The 17,875-nt window shown below is 44.9% G+C and carries 16 protein-coding genes and 2 tRNA genes; 2 read left to right on the forward strand and 16 right to left on the reverse strand.

The window, feature by feature from the left end:
* Positions 1–441 precede the first annotated feature (441 nt).
* The 5 genes from rplS to ffh all read right to left on the reverse strand — a co-directional run bounded on the left by rplS (position 442) and on the right by ffh (position 4,058).
* Positions 442–795, reverse strand: coding sequence for a 50S ribosomal protein L19 (gene rplS / locus ACED25_RS07315; RefSeq protein ID WP_009847607.1), 354 nt, complete (start codon positions 793–795; stop codon positions 442–444).
* A gap of 59 nt (positions 796–854) precedes the next feature.
* On the reverse strand, positions 855–1,595 hold the full coding sequence (gene trmD, locus ACED25_RS07320; RefSeq protein ID WP_009847608.1) for a tRNA (guanosine(37)-N1)-methyltransferase TrmD: 741 nt from the start codon (positions 1,593–1,595) through the stop codon (positions 855–857).
* A gap of 26 nt (positions 1,596–1,621) precedes the next feature.
* The gene (gene rimM, locus ACED25_RS07325; protein ID WP_009847609.1) at positions 1,622–2,176 is read right to left on the reverse strand and encodes a ribosome maturation factor RimM; all 555 of its coding nucleotides are present in this window, start codon (positions 2,174–2,176) and stop codon (positions 1,622–1,624) included.
* 26 nt (positions 2,177–2,202) lie between these two features.
* Entirely contained in the window at positions 2,203–2,451 is a 249-nt protein-coding gene (rpsP, locus tag ACED25_RS07330; RefSeq protein WP_004735508.1) for a 30S ribosomal protein S16, read from the reverse strand.
* A gap of 212 nt (positions 2,452–2,663) precedes the next feature.
* Entirely contained in the window at positions 2,664–4,058 is a 1,395-nt protein-coding gene (gene ffh, locus ACED25_RS07335; protein WP_371694987.1) for a signal recognition particle protein, read from the reverse strand.
* Between the two features lie 200 nt (positions 4,059–4,258).
* On the opposite strand from ffh, the gene ACED25_RS07340 reads away from it, so the two are divergent.
* Positions 4,259–5,053 (forward strand): inner membrane protein YpjD, encoded by a 795-nt coding sequence (locus ACED25_RS07340; protein WP_065678058.1) that lies wholly within the window; start codon positions 4,259–4,261, stop codon positions 5,051–5,053.
* 127 nt (positions 5,054–5,180) lie between these two features.
* Entirely contained in the window at positions 5,181–6,452 is a 1,272-nt protein-coding gene (locus ACED25_RS07345; protein ID WP_009847611.1) for an HlyC/CorC family transporter, read from the forward strand.
* Between the two features lie 148 nt (positions 6,453–6,600).
* Here ACED25_RS07345 and luxS read toward each other — a convergent pair whose 3' ends face one another.
* The 11 genes from luxS to ACED25_RS07400 all read right to left on the reverse strand — a co-directional run bounded on the left by luxS (position 6,601) and on the right by ACED25_RS07400 (position 17,749).
* Positions 6,601–7,119, reverse strand: a complete 519-nt coding sequence (gene luxS, locus ACED25_RS07350) for an S-ribosylhomocysteine lyase (RefSeq protein ID WP_009847612.1) — start codon at positions 7,117–7,119, stop codon at positions 6,601–6,603.
* Positions 7,120–7,143: 24 nt separating this feature from the next.
* Positions 7,144–7,794, reverse strand: coding sequence for a hypothetical protein (locus ACED25_RS07355; RefSeq protein WP_083994557.1), 651 nt, complete (start codon positions 7,792–7,794; stop codon positions 7,144–7,146).
* A 10-nt stretch (positions 7,795–7,804) separates the two neighbouring features.
* On the reverse strand, positions 7,805–9,373 hold the full coding sequence (gene gshA / locus ACED25_RS07360; protein WP_371694988.1) for a glutamate--cysteine ligase: 1,569 nt from the start codon (positions 9,371–9,373) through the stop codon (positions 7,805–7,807).
* Between the two features lie 99 nt (positions 9,374–9,472).
* Entirely contained in the window at positions 9,473–12,331 is a 2,859-nt protein-coding gene (locus tag ACED25_RS07365) for a M16 family metallopeptidase (protein ID WP_371694989.1), read from the reverse strand.
* Positions 12,332–12,340: 9 nt separating this feature from the next.
* On the reverse strand, positions 12,341–12,802 hold the full coding sequence (locus ACED25_RS07370; protein WP_004735497.1) for a YqaA family protein: 462 nt from the start codon (positions 12,800–12,802) through the stop codon (positions 12,341–12,343).
* Positions 12,803–12,808: 6 nt separating this feature from the next.
* On the reverse strand, positions 12,809–13,762 hold the full coding sequence (locus tag ACED25_RS07375; protein ID WP_371694990.1) for an NADP-dependent oxidoreductase: 954 nt from the start codon (positions 13,760–13,762) through the stop codon (positions 12,809–12,811).
* Positions 13,763–13,935: 173 nt separating this feature from the next.
* Positions 13,936–15,066 carry a sodium ion-translocating decarboxylase subunit beta gene (locus ACED25_RS07380; protein WP_009847617.1) on the reverse strand — a complete coding sequence of 377 codons (1,131 nt, stop codon included), beginning with the start codon at positions 15,064–15,066 and terminating at the stop codon, positions 13,936–13,938.
* 9 nt (positions 15,067–15,075) lie between these two features.
* Positions 15,076–16,860, reverse strand: coding sequence for a sodium-extruding oxaloacetate decarboxylase subunit alpha (gene oadA, locus ACED25_RS07385; protein WP_371694992.1), 1,785 nt, complete (start codon positions 16,858–16,860; stop codon positions 15,076–15,078).
* A 31-nt stretch (positions 16,861–16,891) separates the two neighbouring features.
* The gene (locus ACED25_RS07390; RefSeq protein ID WP_004741884.1) at positions 16,892–17,149 is read right to left on the reverse strand and encodes an oxaloacetate decarboxylase subunit gamma; all 258 of its coding nucleotides are present in this window, start codon (positions 17,147–17,149) and stop codon (positions 16,892–16,894) included.
* A 375-nt stretch (positions 17,150–17,524) separates the two neighbouring features.
* Positions 17,525–17,601 (reverse strand) — tRNA-Arg (locus ACED25_RS07395).
* Between the two features lie 71 nt (positions 17,602–17,672).
* Positions 17,673–17,749: transfer RNA gene (locus tag ACED25_RS07400), tRNA-Arg, on the reverse strand.
* Positions 17,750–17,875 lie beyond the last annotated feature (126 nt).

Consider the following 17,875-nt stretch of genomic DNA (forward strand, 5'->3'; position numbering starts at 1 on the left):
TAAGTTTTGAAGGATTGGCGTTTTACGGCAATCCTTTTTTATTGCCTATAGCTTGGTACGAATAGAGATTCCCTACTCCTTCCTTCGTCAGTCTAGGGAATGACGGTTATTGTCCCTACGGGATTTTATTAGCCACAGCCTTCCTACTGAACCTCTACCTCAATAAGTATTCATCATCCAATGCCAGATTCCGGTTACCCATTCGTCATTCTCAAGAGTGAGGAACGAACGAGTTGGGAATCTAATGGCTTCGAACTAAATCATATACCTAGCTCTGGGCAGATTTCCGACGATATGCTCACGCATGACACTCTTCTCGATATCCGCCCCAAGAGCGAGGAACGAGCGAGTTGGGGATCTCTTACCTGCGAAACTCTAAATAGCAAACACAAAAAAGCGGAGCCAAATGGCTCCGCTTTTATCGATAGAATGCAAAAAGAATTACTTCTTAGTAAGCTTCTCTTTAATACGAGCTGACTTACCAGAACGCTCACGTAGGTAGTACAACTTGGCACGACGTACTGCACCACGGCGTTTAACTTCGATGCTATCAACCATTGGAGAGTGAGTTTGGAACGCACGCTCTACGCCTTCACCGTTCGAGATCTTACGAACTGTGAATGCAGAGTGTAGACCACGGTTACGAATAGCGATTACAACGCCTTCGAAAGCCTGTAGACGCTCACGGTCACCTTCTTTTACCTTAACCTTAACTACAACAGTGTCACCTGGTGCGAATTTAGGAAGGTCTGATTTTAGTTGCTCTTCTTCAAGAGCCTTGATGATGTTGCTCATTTGTATAAATTCCTAGAATAAACTGATACTAAATTTAATAGGTTACTGCTTGCTTTTCGTTAAGAGCGTTGCTCTTTAATGAATTCAGCCAGTAATTGTTCCTGTTCGTCAGTCAGAGCTAGGTTTTCCAGGAGTTCTGGTCTTCTTAGCCAAGTTCGGCCCAACGATTGTTTCAATCGCCAGCGACGAATGTCCTTATGGTTTCCAGACTTGAGTACCGATGGCACATCTTTATCGTCTAGCACCTCAGGGCGCGTATAATGGGGACAATCTAGCAAACCATTTGCAAAAGAGTCTTCTTCTGCTGATGCGAAATCTCCAAGTACACCCGGAACAAACCGAGAGACTGAATCAATCAACGTCATGGCTGGCAGCTCGCCACCCGTCATCACAAAATCTCCAATCGACCATTCTTCGTCGACTTCAGATTGAATGATGCGCTCATCTACCCCTTCATAGCGACCACAAATAAGAAGCAAGTTCTCGTTTGTTGCCAGCTCTTCAACACCTTGTTGGTCGAGCTTACGACCTTGAGGTGAAAGGTAAATAACCTTCGTCTTTCCCGGTGCTGCCTGTTTGGCTGTTTGGATAGCATCGCGCAAAGGCTGAACCATCATTAACATGCCAGGACCACCACCGTAAGGTCTGTCATCAACAGTGCGATGTTTATCATGAGTGAAATCACGAGGATTCCATGTCTCAATAGATAAAAGACCTTTTTTAACCGCTTGACCTGTTACTCCAAAATCAGTAACAGAACGGAACATTTCAGGAAAAAGGCTAATAATGCCAACCCACATGTGTTCTCTCGCTCTGTAATTTGGAGTTAGAATCCAGGATCCCAGTCAACTTCGATCCGGCGAGCTTCGCGATCAACTTTCTTGATCACTTGCTCTTCAAGGTACGGGATTAACCGTTCCTTTTGGCCAAAAGCATCTTTAAGATTTGCTTTGATTACTAGAACATCGTTCGAGCCAGTTTCTAATAGGTCAGTGACCTCACCAAGGTTGTAACCTTTAGTGGTAAAAACTTGCATACCGAACAATTCGCGCCAGTAGAATTCATCTTCTGACAATTCAGGTAATGAAGCAGGGTCAATAGCAATTTCAAAGTTGGTCATCAGTTGCGCGTCTTCACGTACATCTAATCCCGCTAGCTTACATACATAGCCTTGACCATGACGTTTCCAGCTTTCAACTTTATACTCAACCCACTCGCCCTTTAGCTTTAAATACCAAGGACTGTAATCAAATATGCTTTCAGCATTGTCTGTGTAGGAGAACACTTTAAGCCAGCCACGAATACCATAGGTAGACCCAAGTTTACCCATAACAATTCTTTCGTTTTGCTCGCTCATCGTTTCTTTACCCTTCATCGACATAAGCTATTTCTCTTTTTAAAAAAGAATTAAGCCGCTTTTTGAGCGTCTTTAACTAGCTTAGCTACGCGGTCAGATAGAGATGCGCCTTGACCAACCCAGTGGTTAACACGATCTAGGTCTAGACGTAGACCTTCTTCTTGACCTTGAGCAGTAGGGTTAAAGAAACCTACTTTCTCGATGAAACGGCCAGTTACAGAGTTACGGCTATCCGCAACTACGATTTGATAAAATGGGCGCTTCTTTGCACCGTGACGTGCCAAACGAATGGTTACCATGTCGTCCTCTTTGCTTTCTTAATAAAATAATTAACCCCAAGTATAAGTAAATAGCTTGGGGTCTCGTGCCAAATTAAAGCCCCGGAATTTTACTCTTATTCCGGGGCAATGCAAGGGCTTTAGCTATTTTTTCACCAACATAGCCACCGTTCACTTTCTGTGACACGGCTAACACTATGAAAAGTAACGTAGCTAAAGCTTACATTTGTAGATTATCGGCCAAACGGGTTAAAACCACCACCCATTCCGCCCATACCTCCACCGCCGCCCATCATGCCTTGCATGTTGCGCATCATGCCTTTCATTCCACCTTTCTGCATTTTCTTCATCATCTTCTGCATTTGAGTGAACTGTTTAAGCATACGGTTTACATCTTGTACTTGCGTACCAGAACCTGCAGCAATACGCTTTTTGCGTGAGCCTTTGATTAGGTCTGGGCGCTGACGCTCTTTCATTGTCATAGAGTTGATGATCGCTTCCATTTGCTTGAACATCTTGTCATCAACTTTATCTTTAACGTTGTCTGGTAGCTGAGACATGCCTGGAAGCTTATCCATCATGCCCATCATGCCGCCCATGTTTTTCATCTGACCAAGTTGCTCACGGAAGTCTTCAAGGTCAAAGCCTTTCTTCTCTTTGAACTTCTTAGCCAGTTTCTCTGCTTTCTCGGTATCAACGTTTTTCTGTAGGTCTTCAATAAGAGACAGTACGTCGCCCATACCAAGGATACGAGAAGCAACACGATCTGGGTGGAATGGTTCTAATGCGTCAGTCTTTTCACCAACACCTAAGAATTTAATCGGCTTACCTGTGATGTGACGAACAGACAGTGCAGCACCACCACGCGCGTCACCATCCACTTTCGTTAAGATAACACCAGTTAGTGGTAGCGTATCGCCAAAGGCTTTTGCAGTATTCGCAGCATCTTGACCTGTCATAGCATCAACAACGAACAGCGTCTCTACTGGTTTAATGGCAGTATGAAGCTCTTTGATTTCACCCATCATCTCTTCATCGATAGCCAAACGACCGGCAGTATCGACAATTAGCACGTCGTAGAATTTCTTCTTCGCGTGGTCGATTGCAGCGTTTGCAATATCAAGAGGCTTTTGGTCAGCTGAAGATGGGAAGAAGGCGACACCAACATCGCTTGCTAAGGTTTCGAGCTGTTTGATCGCGGCTGGACGGTAAACGTCGGCAGACACAACCAAAACTTTCTTCTTATCACGCTCAGTCAGGAGCTTAGATAGCTTACCTACCGATGTGGTTTTACCCGCACCTTGTAGACCCGCCATTAAGATAACGGCTGGCGGTTGTGCTGCCAGGTCAAGAGCCTCGTTAGACTCCCCCATCACAGCTTCAAGTTCAGCTTGAACGATCTTAATGAATTCTTGACCCGGGGTGAGAGATTTAGAAACCTCAACACCTACAGCGCCTTCTTTTACGCGCTTAACAAAATCGCGGACAACTGGCAGTGCAACGTCGGCTTCAAGTAGCGCCATACGTACTTCACGCAGCGTCTCTTTAATATTGTCTTCGGTCAGGCGACCTTTACCGCTGATGTTTTTCAGCGTTTTGGATAGACGATCCGTTAAATTATCAAACATAGTTTTCTCTTCGCTCAAAACTGCGACTATTACTGTGAGTATACATTAGCGCGGATTAGAGTCATACCCGTTGTGGAGCGTTAATCATCCACGCATGTGATGTGAGACATTATTCACTTGGAATTGAATGAGGTTCACCATAGCCCCAAAGAGCGATGCGAGGTATAATTCGCCAATTAGTAATCATTTAAATGGATACCATGGACAGTCTTATTGCGATCGCAGCAGCCTTTCTTTATACAATGGCGATTTTCACGATCATTCCAGGTCTCGTGCACCAAACAGGAATCCGTGTAAAAACGGTGTTTATCAGCGCATTACTTGCTTTAGCTTTCCATGCTTGGTTGCTTGGCGATTTAATCTTTAATGCCAGTGGTCAAAACCTCAGTATCTTAAACGTTGCTTCTTTAATCAGTTTAATCATATCTGTGGTCATGAGCGGTGCTATGCTCAAAACACGTTTGTGGTTCATCTTACCTGTTGTTTATAGCTTCGCTGCTCTAAATCTAATGGCTGCCACTTTTCTTCCTAGCACCTTCATCAAACACTTAGAGAATGACCCAAAGCTGTTGCTACACATATCTTTAGCTCTGTTCTCATACGCGACACTTACCATCGGTGCGCTATACGCTATGCAACTCGCGTGGCTAGATCACAAACTTAAAAAGAAAAAAGCGTTAGTGATAAACCCTAACCTACCTCCTTTAATGATGGTGGAAAGACAGCTTTTCAAGATCATTTTAATCGGTAATGGTTTGTTAACAGGTACTTTATTAACTGGACTTATCTTCGTACAAGATATGTTTGCTCAAGGTAAAGCACATAAAGCAGTATTGTCTTTTATAGCTTGGGTTATCTATTCCATCCTTCTTTGGGGTCACTATCAGAAAGGTTGGCGTGGGCAAAAAGTCACATGGTTTGCCCTTGCGGGTGCCACCATGCTCACATTAGCTTACTTCGGTAGCCGCTTCGTTCAGGAAATAATCCTGAATTAGTCTGTATAATGAAGGCAAGGTCTCACACACCTTGCCTTTAAAATATTGAGTACGATACATTCAATTGACATCTCGACCATGTTCGGTCATAAATTAATCAAGATACACAAAAAGGAAAAGAATAGTTTTGGACGACATATCAACGGGTATCTTATTTGCGCTACTCGCGTGTCTCATTGTAATTTCTGGTTATTTCTCTGGTTCCGAAACGGGCATGATGTCCTTGAACCGCTACCGTTTAAAGCACTTGGCCAATACGGGTCATAAAGGTGCCAAACGCGTAGAAAAACTTCTAAGTCGCCCAGACAGATTGATTGGCCTTATTCTCATCGGTAACAATCTCGTCAATATCCTTGCATCCGCGATCGCGACTATTCTTGGTATGCGTATCTACGGCGATATCGGTGTTGCAATCGCAACCGGAGCCCTGACCCTAGTGATCCTCGTGTTTGCTGAGGTTACACCAAAAACAATCGCTTCTCTTTTCCCTGAACGAGTTTCTTACGCCAGCAGTATTCTATTAATAATACTGATGAAGGTGCTATCTCCATTGGTTATCTTGGTCAACTTTATTACCAATGGCTTCATTCGTATCTTAGGCGTTAAAGCTAACCATGATGCAACCGATCATCTAAGCTCAGAAGAACTCAGAACCGTAGTAAATGAAGCGGGTAGCCTAATACCACAGCGCCACCAAGATATGTTGGTGTCTATTCTCGATTTAGAACACGTCACCGTGAATGACATAATGGTGCCACGTAACGAGATCACCGGCATCGACATCAATGATGATTGGAAATCGATCGTGCGTCAGCTCACTCATTCACCTCATGGTCGCATCGTGTTGTACCGTGATCAGATAGATGAAGTGGTTGGCATGCTGAGGCTACGTGAAGCTTATCGCTTGATGCTCGAAAAGAACGAATTCAATAAAGAGACCCTGCTGCGTGCTGCAGATGAGATCTACTTTATTCCGGAAGCGACACCGCTTAACACCCAACTGCTTAAATTCCAACGCAACAAACAGCGTATCGGTTTGATTGTTGATGAGTATGGCGATATTAACGGTTTGGTTACCCTCGAAGATATTCTCGAAGAGATCGTGGGCGAATTTACGACTTCAATCGCACCAAGTTTATCTGAAGAGATCACACCGCAAAGCGATGGTAGCTTCTTGATTGAAGGCAGCGCTAATATCCGAGATATCAACAAAGGTTTGCAGTGGGCACTGCCTACCGATGGACCAAGAACACTTAATGGTTTAATACTGGAGCATCTTGAAGATATTCCAGAGAGTCACCTGAGTGTTCAGGTTGCCAGCCATCCAATGGAAATTGTTGAGCTCGAAGAGAATCGCATCAAGCTGGTGCGTGTGTTTCCGCAGATCGTAAACGGATAGAGGCGACTCATTATATGAGAGTTACCAACTAAGTCCCTCTACAACAAAAGGCCCGGTTCATTGAACCGGGCCTTTTAGTATCTAACTCGCTCTGCCTCTAGATTGAAATGTATCTAGAGTGAAGCGCATCTAAAGTAAAGAAAAGTGATTAGTCGATTTTAAGCTCTTGAAGCATCGACTCTGGCAATGCCAGTTCATCATTTTTGTTTACTGAAATACCGGTAGCGATGATTGCATTCGCAATCTCTTTAGCTTCATCTAAGGAATGCATTGCCGCAGTACCACACTGGTATTCGTTCAACTCAGGGATCTTATTCTGGTTCTCAACTTTCAGTACGTCTTGCATAGCCGCTAACCAAGCTTCAGCCACTTGCTGCTCTGAAGGCGTACCAATCAAGCTCATATAGAAACCGGTACGACAACCCATAGGCGAAATATCAATGATCTCAACCGCAGAGCCATTGAGGTGAGCACGCATGAACCCAGCGTATAGGTGCTCGAGAGTATGAATACCTCTCTCAGATAGGATATCTTTGTTTGGTGCAGTAAAACGCAGGTCAAATACCGTAATGGTATCCCCTTTTGGGGTTTGCATTGTTTTAGCAACACGAACTGCAGGTGCGTTCATGCGCGTGTGATCAACAGTAAAACTATCTAATAAAGGCATTGCTATTCTCCATGACGATTGGCTTTAAAAAAACCAACTTCGATTGTCTTCTAGTTCTTTTCGGCACTGTTTAAGTTGCCATCCATAATCTTTTGCTTGCTGTTCGACTTTGCGAGCCACCTTAATCAACGATGGTTTGCTGTTGTATGATTTGCGCTTATAGCCACCACGGCCTTCATGATAAGCCAGATATTGGTTATACGGGTCCCATAATGAGATTCCTAACTGACGGCGCGTCTCGCTGGTGTACCAACCAATGAACATTAATGCATCATCAAAATTGGTTCTCGAACCACCATTATTGGTCGCTTTTTGAAAGTCTTCCCAAGCAGGGTCTTGAGCTTGTGCATAGCCGTAGGCACTACTGACTCTTCCCCACGGTATAAAGCCAAGAATATAATCTTTTGGTGGACGCGCATCATGTCGAAAGCTGCTCTCTTGTTTAACAAAAGCCATCGCGACGTTAATCGGTGTGCCCCACTCATCTTGCATATCGACCGCATCTTCATACCAAGAAGGGTGCTCTCTGAAGATGCTGCATATATTATTTTGCTGCTTAGGAGGAGGCGTCGCACATCCAACCAATAGGCTAGAGACAATACCAACAGTCACAACAGGTAACCATTTTCCACCCACATGAGTAGACTGACCTAATAAGGTTTGCTTCCTTTCCACCAAAGTCTCGCTATGCTTTTAAATATGAAAAATAGTCCGTTAAGAAACTATCAAAATCTTGAGTGCTCGCTTCTTCACTTTGCTGTTGAGCAATGACAGAGCGTTGAACTTCCGCTTCCATTAACTCAGCAGAATAAACTTTATATTGGTGTGCCTTGTGTTGTTGAGCATACGTTTTTCCTAACGCACAACCCACTTTACCCAAACCACCCAATTTCTTGGTCTCTTCTAATAACTGGCCAGAAATGGTCAACTCTGGGTTATCAATCCAGGCTTCAAGCGTATCGCACGTTTCTTGGTATGCATGACCACCTTGCTCAGCATCCATCAACTCAGCGATAACTCGAAGATCTTTGAATACATTTTTAGCCCAGTCTTGCAGAGACAGTCTTTCGCCATCACAACCAATCTTGAGCTCTAAACCAACCTGACGACCTTCTAAGATCACCTTGTTCCAGTTATCGCGCCAGCATTCAAGCTCGCAGTTATCCATCTCAGCAGAGTCTGATAACACGCTCCACGTTAAGAATAAATCTAAGAAGCGAACTTGCTGTTCATTGATACCAATTGAACTGAATGGGTTTACGTCTAAAGAGCGAACCTCGATGTACTCAACGCCAGCACGAGCCAGTGCTTCAGATGGTTTCTCGCCACTTTTCGCCACACGCTTAGGACGGATTGGAGCATAAAGCTCATTCTCAATTTGCAGTACGTTGCTATTTAGTTGACGGTATTCCCCATCAACCTTAGTGCCAATCTCAGCGAATTCTTCTGATGGTGTGCGAATCGCTTGATTCAAACCTTCAAGGTATTGGTCTAGGCTGTTGAAGCCAATCTTCAGTACACTTTGCGCACTGTTGGTGTAACCAAGGTCACTCAAGCGCAATGCCGTTGCTTTGGGTAGATACAGTGTTTCTCCAACCTTTTCAAAAGGTAGGTTGGTTTCTCTTCCTTTGATAAAAGAAGAACATAGCGCAGGTGAAGCACCGAAGAAGTATGGGATTAACCAACCAAAGCGGTAGTAATTACGAATCAAACCGAAGTACGCATCTGATTTAGCTTCGCAACGCGCTTCTTCGGTTTGCTCTCCAAACAGACTGTCCCAAAAGCTTTCTGGGAAAGAGAAGTTGAAATGAACACCCGAAATAATCTGCATCAGACTACCGTAGCGACGCTTTAGGCCTTCACGATATAGCGTCTTCATCTTACCGTTGTTAGAAGTACCGTATTGCGCAAGCTGAATGTAATCTTCACTCCCCACATAACAAGGCATAGAGAGTGGCCACAGCTTTTCGCCGTCTAACTTGGTTTGAGTGAAGTGATGGATATCAGACAACTGATTCAAAAGCGTCGGAACGTCGTTAGAAACAGGCGTGATAAACTCCAGTAGCGACTCAGAGAAATCGGTCGTTACCCATTCGTTCATCAACGCAGATCCTAAAGCCTTAGGGTGCGGCCCAGTAGCAAGATGCCCATCTTCCGTGTAGCGCAATGTTTCCCTTTCAACACCACGACCAAATTGAGAGAAGGTCTTAGGGTTGGTTGCAACTTGCTTTAGTCGCGCAGCAAAATCAGTCAAAATTCTGTTCACTTATCTTATATTGTTCTTATTAGAACTATCATAAATTAGGTTGGAGGAGAAAAGTAGAATCTCTTCCCTCCCCCTTTAATGTGTACTCTAACGAATGATTTCAAGCTCTTCTATTGGAATATCTAACTTTTCTAATTGAGGGCGCAGCGAAGTCGCGTCACCAACAACAATTATTTGATAATCATTCGGGTCAAACCATTTCTTCGAGAGCTCATTTAAAGTCTCTTTTGAAACCGTTTCTACTATCTGGTTGCGCTGCTGTAGGTAGTCTTCATCAAGGCTCAGCGTAACAATATTACTCAACAATCCAGCCTTTTGACTTGGTGTTTCGTATTTAAGCGCATCTTGTTGACCGACGGCAAGGCGCATAAATTTCACCTCTTCGTCAGTTAATCCACTCTGACTAAATTCATTTAGCTCAGCAATAAACTCTTGAATCGATGGAACCGTCGCATTGGCTCTAACTTGAGCACTAAACACTACCGCACCAGTTTCACGCGTACTCGCAAAGTAACCGCTTGCACCGTAAGTGTAGGCTTTGTCTTCACGCAGGTTCTGGTTGATGCGGCTATTGAAGTTACCGGCTAAATTAAAGTTAGCCAATTGACTTAAATACAATTCACCGGTCGCATCAAACGGTAACCCTTTACGAACTAAGCGTACAATACTTTGTGGTGCTCCCGGCTTATCCACTAAGTACAAGTTCTGCCCCGAAAGCTCCTTGATGATCTGTGGACGAGTGAGTGGTGCAGCGTCACCTTGCCATTCTTCAAAGAACTGAAGCTGCTTTCCAACCTCCTCCTTCGAGATGTCCCCTACAATAACAATATTAGCTCCCTCAGGAGTATAGTGCTGACTGTAAAACAGTTTTACATCGTCTAGAGTTAACGATTCTAGAGAATCCTTGGTGCCATCACTCGCTCGACCAAAAATACTGCTACCGAACAACACTTCTCGGGTTGCTTGAGAAGCCATCCAGCTCGGTTGTTGATGCTGGTAGATTACGCCTTCTAACATCTGACTCTTAACGCGTTCGAAATCTTGAACATCAAACTTAGGCTCAAATAGAACTTCTTGCACGATCGCTAAGGTTTGAGGCAGGTTTTTCTCTAACGTCGAGACTGAAATATCAGTGGTATAGCTGCCAGCACTAATGCTAACGCTACTACCCAGCTTATCTAAGGTAGCCTGCAACTCTTCAACCGTTCGTTTAGTCGAACCTTCTTCCATCATCGATGCAGTTAGGTTCGCCAAACCCTCTTGACCTTTACCAACATAGCGCTCACCCGCAGGGAGTTGAATTTGTAGCTGCACTGTCGGCGTTTCGCTAGTCACAGTACCAATCAAGTCAGTACCATTAGCAAAATGCATGCGATACAGCTCAGGCATGGTCGCTTCAACACCAAAGTTCACTTCAGGCATCACGCTGCGATCAAATGTGTTCGGTGCCTTTCTGAAATCCAATTGTTCTTCTGTCACTTTGCTGTATTCAGGAAGGGTACGAGCAGGAGTGCTAAATGTAGCCTCGCGAACCGCTAAGTCGAGTTTTTTCTTAGGAACCACACTCAAGGTAACCTTGTGCTTACCTTCGATAAAATCTTGATACGCCTTGCTTACGCTTTCAGGGGTAACAGCTCGGATTTGATCGAGTTGTGATTCAATACGATCAGGCTGGCCATAGAAGGTTTGATTTGACGCGAGCTGTGAAACCTTGCCTCTAACACTTTGCAGTGCAAACACCGCATTCGCTTCAGCCATGCCGGTAATTTGATCTAGACGATCTTGTTCCACACCGCCTTTCGAAAATTGTTCTAGGGTTTCCATCAGTTCTTTATTTAGAACCGTCAAATCCCCTTTTTCACCTGAGTCACCCATCGCATAGACATACATAGTACAAGCGAGCTCTGCACAATCGTGGAAAGAGCCAGCACTCACCGCTTTTTGCGTTTTTACGAGGTTTTGGTACAGATAACTGTTGGTCCCTGAACCTAACACGTTAGACAGCGCATTCAGTGAAGCTTGCGTATCTTCACCCCGGTAGGTTGTTGGCCAACCAACAAGCACCATCGGCTGACGAACGTTGTCTTCTAACGTGATGTACTTATCTTCTGTTAGAACAGCTAGTTGCTTCTCAGCAGCCTTAACTTCCGGACCTTGAGGGATTGGTCCAAAGTACTGATTAACCCACTCTAGCGTGTCATCAACGTCGATATCACCACCGATAGTCAGTACCGCATTATTTGGGCCGTACCAACGTAGGAAGAACGCCTTAAGGTCATTCACATCAACACGGTCTAGATCTTCCACATAACCGATTGGTTGCCATGAGTAAGGGTGACCTTCAGGGTAAAGCGCTTCACCCATGCGTTCCCACATCAAGCCATAAGGACGGTTTTCATAACTTTGAGCACGTTCGTTTTTAACCGTACCTCTTTGAACTTCGAATTTCTTCTGAGAAACCGCATCCAATAAAAAACCCATTCGGTCTGATTCTAACCACAACATTTTCTCAAGTTGGTTAGATGGAACGGTTTCAAAGTAGTTAGTACGATCACGGTTAGTCGTGCCGTTTAACGAGCCACCCGCCTCGGTAATGATCTTAAAGTGCTGCTGGTCTCCGACGTTCTCAGAGCCTTGGAACATCATGTGTTCGAAGAAATGAGCAAAGCCCGATTTGCCTATTTCTTCACGAGCTGAGCCGACATGATAGGTCACATCCACATGTACAAGAGGATCAGAATCATCAGGGGAAAGAATAACTGTCAGGCCGTTTTCAAGCTGATATTTGGTGTAAGGGATCACCACTTTATCTTTAGAAGGCTTAACCTCTTCTAACAGAGTGACACCTTCAGGTAACGAGGAAAAGAAGGGTGTTGAGCTAGGTACATTGTAAGAACAGCCTGCAATGGCGATAAGAGAAAATGTACCAAGTAAAACCTTTTTCATAGGTTCTCCTTAGAAAAAACCGAAGTAGATAGCAGCAAGTAAGCTGTAGCGAGCGGCTTTGCCAATCGCTATCAAAATAACGCTAGGAATAAATTTCATTCTTAACCAACCCGCGGCTAAGCACAAAGGGTCACCAATGATCGGCAACCAACTGAATAACAGTGTCCAATAGCCATAGCGGCTCAGCCAAGCCATAGCCTTATGACCATGCTTTTCAGATTGAGTTCGATTAGGCAGCCACAAACCAATCCAATAGTTGGTCAGCCCGCCTAAAGTATTACCGAGTGTCGCCAGAAGAATGATTGATGATGTTGAGAACTGATCTAAGCTCAATGCTGCAACAAGGCTTGCTTCTGAGCCCCCTGGTAACAATGTGGCACTCAAGAAGCCACTAATGAAGAGCACCCACAGCGCCGAGTCAGAAAACCACAACGCTATGTTTTCAAAAAGAGAATTAAAGAACTCTAGCACTGCATATTAACCTTCTTGCATTTTAAGTAGTACCTTGCCTCTGGTGTGTCCGGTTTCTACTTGTAGATGCGCCGACTGTGCTTCATCTAACGGGTAGATAGTTTGAATTTCTGTTTTGAGCAACCCTACGCTAACCATGTAAAGCATAGTGTCCATTTGCTCTGGATTTGGCTCAACGAGCATACCTGAAGCGGTGAAACCCAATAATGTCGCTTTCTCGCAAATTAATTCAGCAGACAGCGTAGGCACCGTTACCACTCTCGCACCATCTTTCAGACACTTCAATGCATCAAGCGCGGTATCGCCACCAACCAAATCAATCAACACATCGACATCAGATACTCTTTCTGATGCTGGCGCAAACTTATAGTTAATCGCGTGAGCACCTAGCGTCGCAAGGTAATCAAGATTGGCTTCGCTACAGGTTGTGTAAACCTCAGCTTTTGCTGCCACTGCAATTTGAACCGCAAGGTGACCAACGCCGCCCGCGCCCGCTAAAATAAGCACGCGGTCGCCTTCTTTCACTTCGGCTTTGTTGAGCGCTTGTGCCGCTGTTTGACTCGCGAGTGGTAATGCCGCTGCCGCTTCTAGAGTGACAGAATCAGGAACCATACTTAATGCAGCTTCTGGAACACACACATATTGGCTGTAACCGCCACCTTGCAGTGGAAAACCAATAAAGCCAGCTACGTTATCACCAACAGTAAAACGCTCTGCCTGTTCGCCTAGCGTGACAATTTGCCCTGAAATATCGTAGCCAGGTACCCAAGGTAGGTTATCTTTGTTTTGTGCTGCCGCCCAACCAAGGCCCGCTCGGGTTTTCACATCAATAGGATTAATGCCTGAAAAGGAAACTTTAACCACCACTTCTCCGGCCTTTGGCTCAGGAATAGCACTGGTTTGAATACTGAGGTTTTCGACGCCGCCGAATTGAGTAATCGCAATCTGTTTATTTTCCATTTCCACATTTCCTTGATTGATAGAAGCCCTGATGAGTAAGCACCCTAATTAATAAAAAGAAAGGGATGCGAAAGCATCCCTTTGACTATAAACCATTTAATAAGACGAAGTTAACCGCTCATGCGTAAATTGACGACCAATTAACGTAACGAGCAGCATAGCCAAGTAACTCATTAACCTACGAGAGCTAATAGGATACCCGCTGCAACGGCACTACCAAGTACACCCGCTACGTTCGGACCCATCGCATGCATCAACAGGAAGTTCTGAGGATTTGCCTCAAGTCCAACCTTATTCACAACACGAGCCGCCATCGGAACCGCTGATACACCAGCTGCGCCAATCAGTGGGTTAATGTCTTCTTTCGAGAAGCGGTTCAGCAGCTTCGCCATCAATACACCACCAGCCGTACCAATACTGAATGCGACCGCACCTAACCCAAGGATACCTAACGTCTCTAAGTTCAAGAACGTGTCTGCTTGAAGCTTAGAGCCAACACCTAGACCAAGGAAAATAGTCACAACGTTAATCAGTTCGTTTTGGGCTGTTTTTGAAAGACGATCAACCACACCCGCTTCACGCATTAAGTTACCCAAACAGAACATACCTACTAGAGGGGTTGCTGAAGGTAGGAACAAAATCGTCATCAGCAGTACAGCTAGCGGGAAAAGGATTTTCTCAGCTTTGCTTACATGACGAAGTTGAGCCATCTTAATTTGGCGCTCTTCAGGAGACGTTAACGCTTTCATGATTGGTGGCTGAATAATAGGAACTAAAGCCATGTAGCTATACGCCGCTACCGCAATCGCACCTAATAGATCAGGAGATAGCTTGCTCGCCAAAAAGATCGCGGTTGGGCCATCGGCACCACCAATGATCGCAATTGACGAAGCATCTGCCATTGAGAACTCCATTCCTGGTACATAGTTCAGCAAGATCGCGCCAAATAGCGTTGCGAATATACCAAACTGAGCAGCAGCCCCGAGCCACAGTGTTTTAGGGTTAGCAATCAACGCACCAAAGTCCGTCATCGCTCCAACACCCATAAAGATCAGCAGTGGGAAAATGCCAGTTTCAATACCAATGTAGTAAACGTAGTAAAGCAAACCGCCGGGATCCGTGAATCCAGCATTTGGAATATTGGCTAATACAGCACCAAAACCAATAGGTAACAGCAGTAAAGGTTCAAACCCTTTGCGAATTGCCAAAAACAACAGTGAGCAACCAACCAACATCATACAGATCTGGCCGAACTCAAAGTTAGCAATCCCTGTTTCAGACCATAAGGTCATCAATCCTTCCATGGTACTCCCTTACGCTAAGCTTAGTAGTGGAGCGCCTACAGTAACTGCATCGCCTTCTTTAACATTCAATTCTTGAACGATACCACTGCGAGCAGCTCGTACTTCCGTTTCCATTTTCATCGCTTCTAGGATCAGCAGAACATCACCTTCGGCCACTTCAGCACCCGCCTGAACGATGACTTTAAAGATGTTGCCGGCTAATGGAGCTGGAACCGCTTCTGCATCAGAAGCCGCAGCAGGTGCTGCTTGAGCCGCTTGTGCTGGTTTCGCTGATGGAGATACCGATGTCAGATCACCTTGAGGGCCAACTTCAACATCATAAACTTGACCATCAACCTTCACGCTGTAGCTCTCAATGCCGCCAGCAGCAGGTTGTGGTGCAGCCGTAACAGGAGTTGCAGCTTCAGCCGTTGGTACAGGTTCAAACGCTTCAGGGTTGTGACGGTTTTTAAGGAACTTAAGACCCACTTGTGGGAATAGTGCGTACGTCAGTACATCATCAACGGTATCTTCAGCGAGTGAAATACCATCTGATTTCGCTTTTTCTAAAAGGTCAGTCGTTAACGTATCCATTTCAGACTTAAGTAAATCAGCAGGACGACACGTGATTGGCTCAGCACCATCTAACACTTTCGCTTGCAGTTCAGCATCAACCTCAGCAGGAGCTTGACCGTATTCGCCTTTCAGTAGACCCGCAGTCTCTTTAGTGATGCTCTTGTAGCGCTCACCCGTTAGAACGTTGATAACCGCTTGAGTACCGACAATCTGAGAAGTAGGTGTTACCAAAGGAATGTAACCCAACTCTTTACGTACGCGTGGGATCTCTTCTAGAACTTCATCCATGCGATCGGCAGCGCCTTGCTCTTTAAGCTGGCCTTCCATGTTGGTTAACATGCCGCCAGGAACTTGAGCGATCAAGATTCGAGAATCGACACCTTTTAGCTGGCCTTCCCATTTCGCATACTTTTTACGTACATCACGGAAGTAAGCCGCGATTGGTTCGATTTGGTCTAGTTTGAGATTCGTGTCGCGCTCTGTGCCTTCTAGCATAGCAACAACCGTTTCGGTTGGTGTATGGCCGTAAGTACAGCTCATAGAAGAGATTGCGGTGTCTAGAATATCAATACCCGCTTCAACAGCTTTAACGGCTGTAGCAGTTGATAGACCCGTTGTCGCGTGGCTATGCAGCGCTAGAGGCACATCACAAGACGCTTTGATGCGAGTGATTAGCTCTTCCGCTTCATAAGGCTTTAATAAACCTGACATATCTTTGATGCATAGTGAATGACAACCTAGATCCTCTAGGCGCTTAGCCAAATCAACCCACGTATCTGAGTTGTGAACCGGACTGGTTGTGTAAGACAACGTACCTTGAGCGTGGCCGCCAACATCAATCGTTGCTTTCACTGCGGTTTCAAAGTTACGTACGTCATTCATCGCATCAAAAATACGGAATACGTCCATGCCGTTACTATGGGCACGTTCAACAAACTTTTCTACTACATCATCCGCGTAGTGACGGTAACCCAATAAATTTTGACCACGCAGTAGCATCTGCATTGGTGTGTTTGGCATCGCTTTTTTCAGCTCTCGTAAACGTTCCCACGGATCTTCTCCAAGAAAACGGATGCACGAATCAAACGTTGCGCCGCCCCAAGTCTCAAGTGACCAGTAACCGACTTTATCCAGTTCTGCCGCAATTGGCAGCATATCTTCGATACGCATACGAGTAGCAAATAGTGACTGGTGCGCGTCACGAAGTACCACATCTGTGATAGCTAGTGGTTTAGACATGCTCATAAACTCCTTTTTAATCCTTTAAATGCTACTTAGCAGTAGACGCACGGTATTGATGAACCGCGGCCGAAATTGCTGCCACTACCTGTGGACTAACAGCTGAAGGGTTTGATTGTGATTTTTGAATTTTTTTAGGTGCTGCGATCGGCTCCGGTACTTCTTCTGGTACCAGTTTTGACATCAACCGAACGAGGTAAACTAGAATAGTTAAGAAAATAAAGACAACGGACATCCCCGTTATCATTAGAGTCGCCGCATCTCCTAGCAGGCTTCCAATATTAGTCATGTTGCTTCCTTTCTTCGTCATCCTGACATACGTACAGGATTTCAGCGAATAGTGATCCCGACCCATGGATTATCTCGATTGGTAAAAGTTTGTCAATTTTGTTTAAGGTTCTGTTACGGATAACGCACACATAAGGTTAATTATTCGCCTATCAGATCACATAAATCTGTCAAATGAGTCATTTTTAGATATTTAAACTGTGACTTAAACGGGGCTTTTCTGAGAATTGATATGAGAAAGGTAGAATAACAAAGAAGCAATCAAGAATTACTTTAAATACAACAAGTTAAAAACATCACAAATTTAACATTGTTGCAACAAATTTATAGCAAACATAAAAAAAGCCTCGTAAAAACGAGGCTTTCTCTAATAATGTGGTGCGCCCTGGAGGATTCGAACCTCCGACCGCCTGGTTCGTAGCCAGGTACTCTATCCAGCTGAGCTAAGGGCGCAACGGTTTCGATATTGAGCATAAAGTTAAAACTAAACATTCAACATCAGGATTAATGAAAACCCTAAATAGTGGTGCGCCCTGGAGGATTCGAACCTCCGACCGCCTGGTTCGTAGCCAGGTACTCTATCCAGCTGAGCTAAGGGCGCAACGGTTTCGATATTAAGCATAAAGTTAAAACTAAACGTTCAACATCAGGATTAGTAAAAACCCTAAATAGTGGTGCGCCCTGGAGGATTCGAACCTCCGACCGCCTGGTTCGTAGCCAGGTACTC

It is taken from the genome of Vibrio sp. 1F263 (assembly GCF_041439035.1).
In the GTDB taxonomy this organism is placed as follows: Bacteria; Pseudomonadota; Gammaproteobacteria; order Enterobacterales; family Vibrionaceae; genus Vibrio; species Vibrio tasmaniensis_A.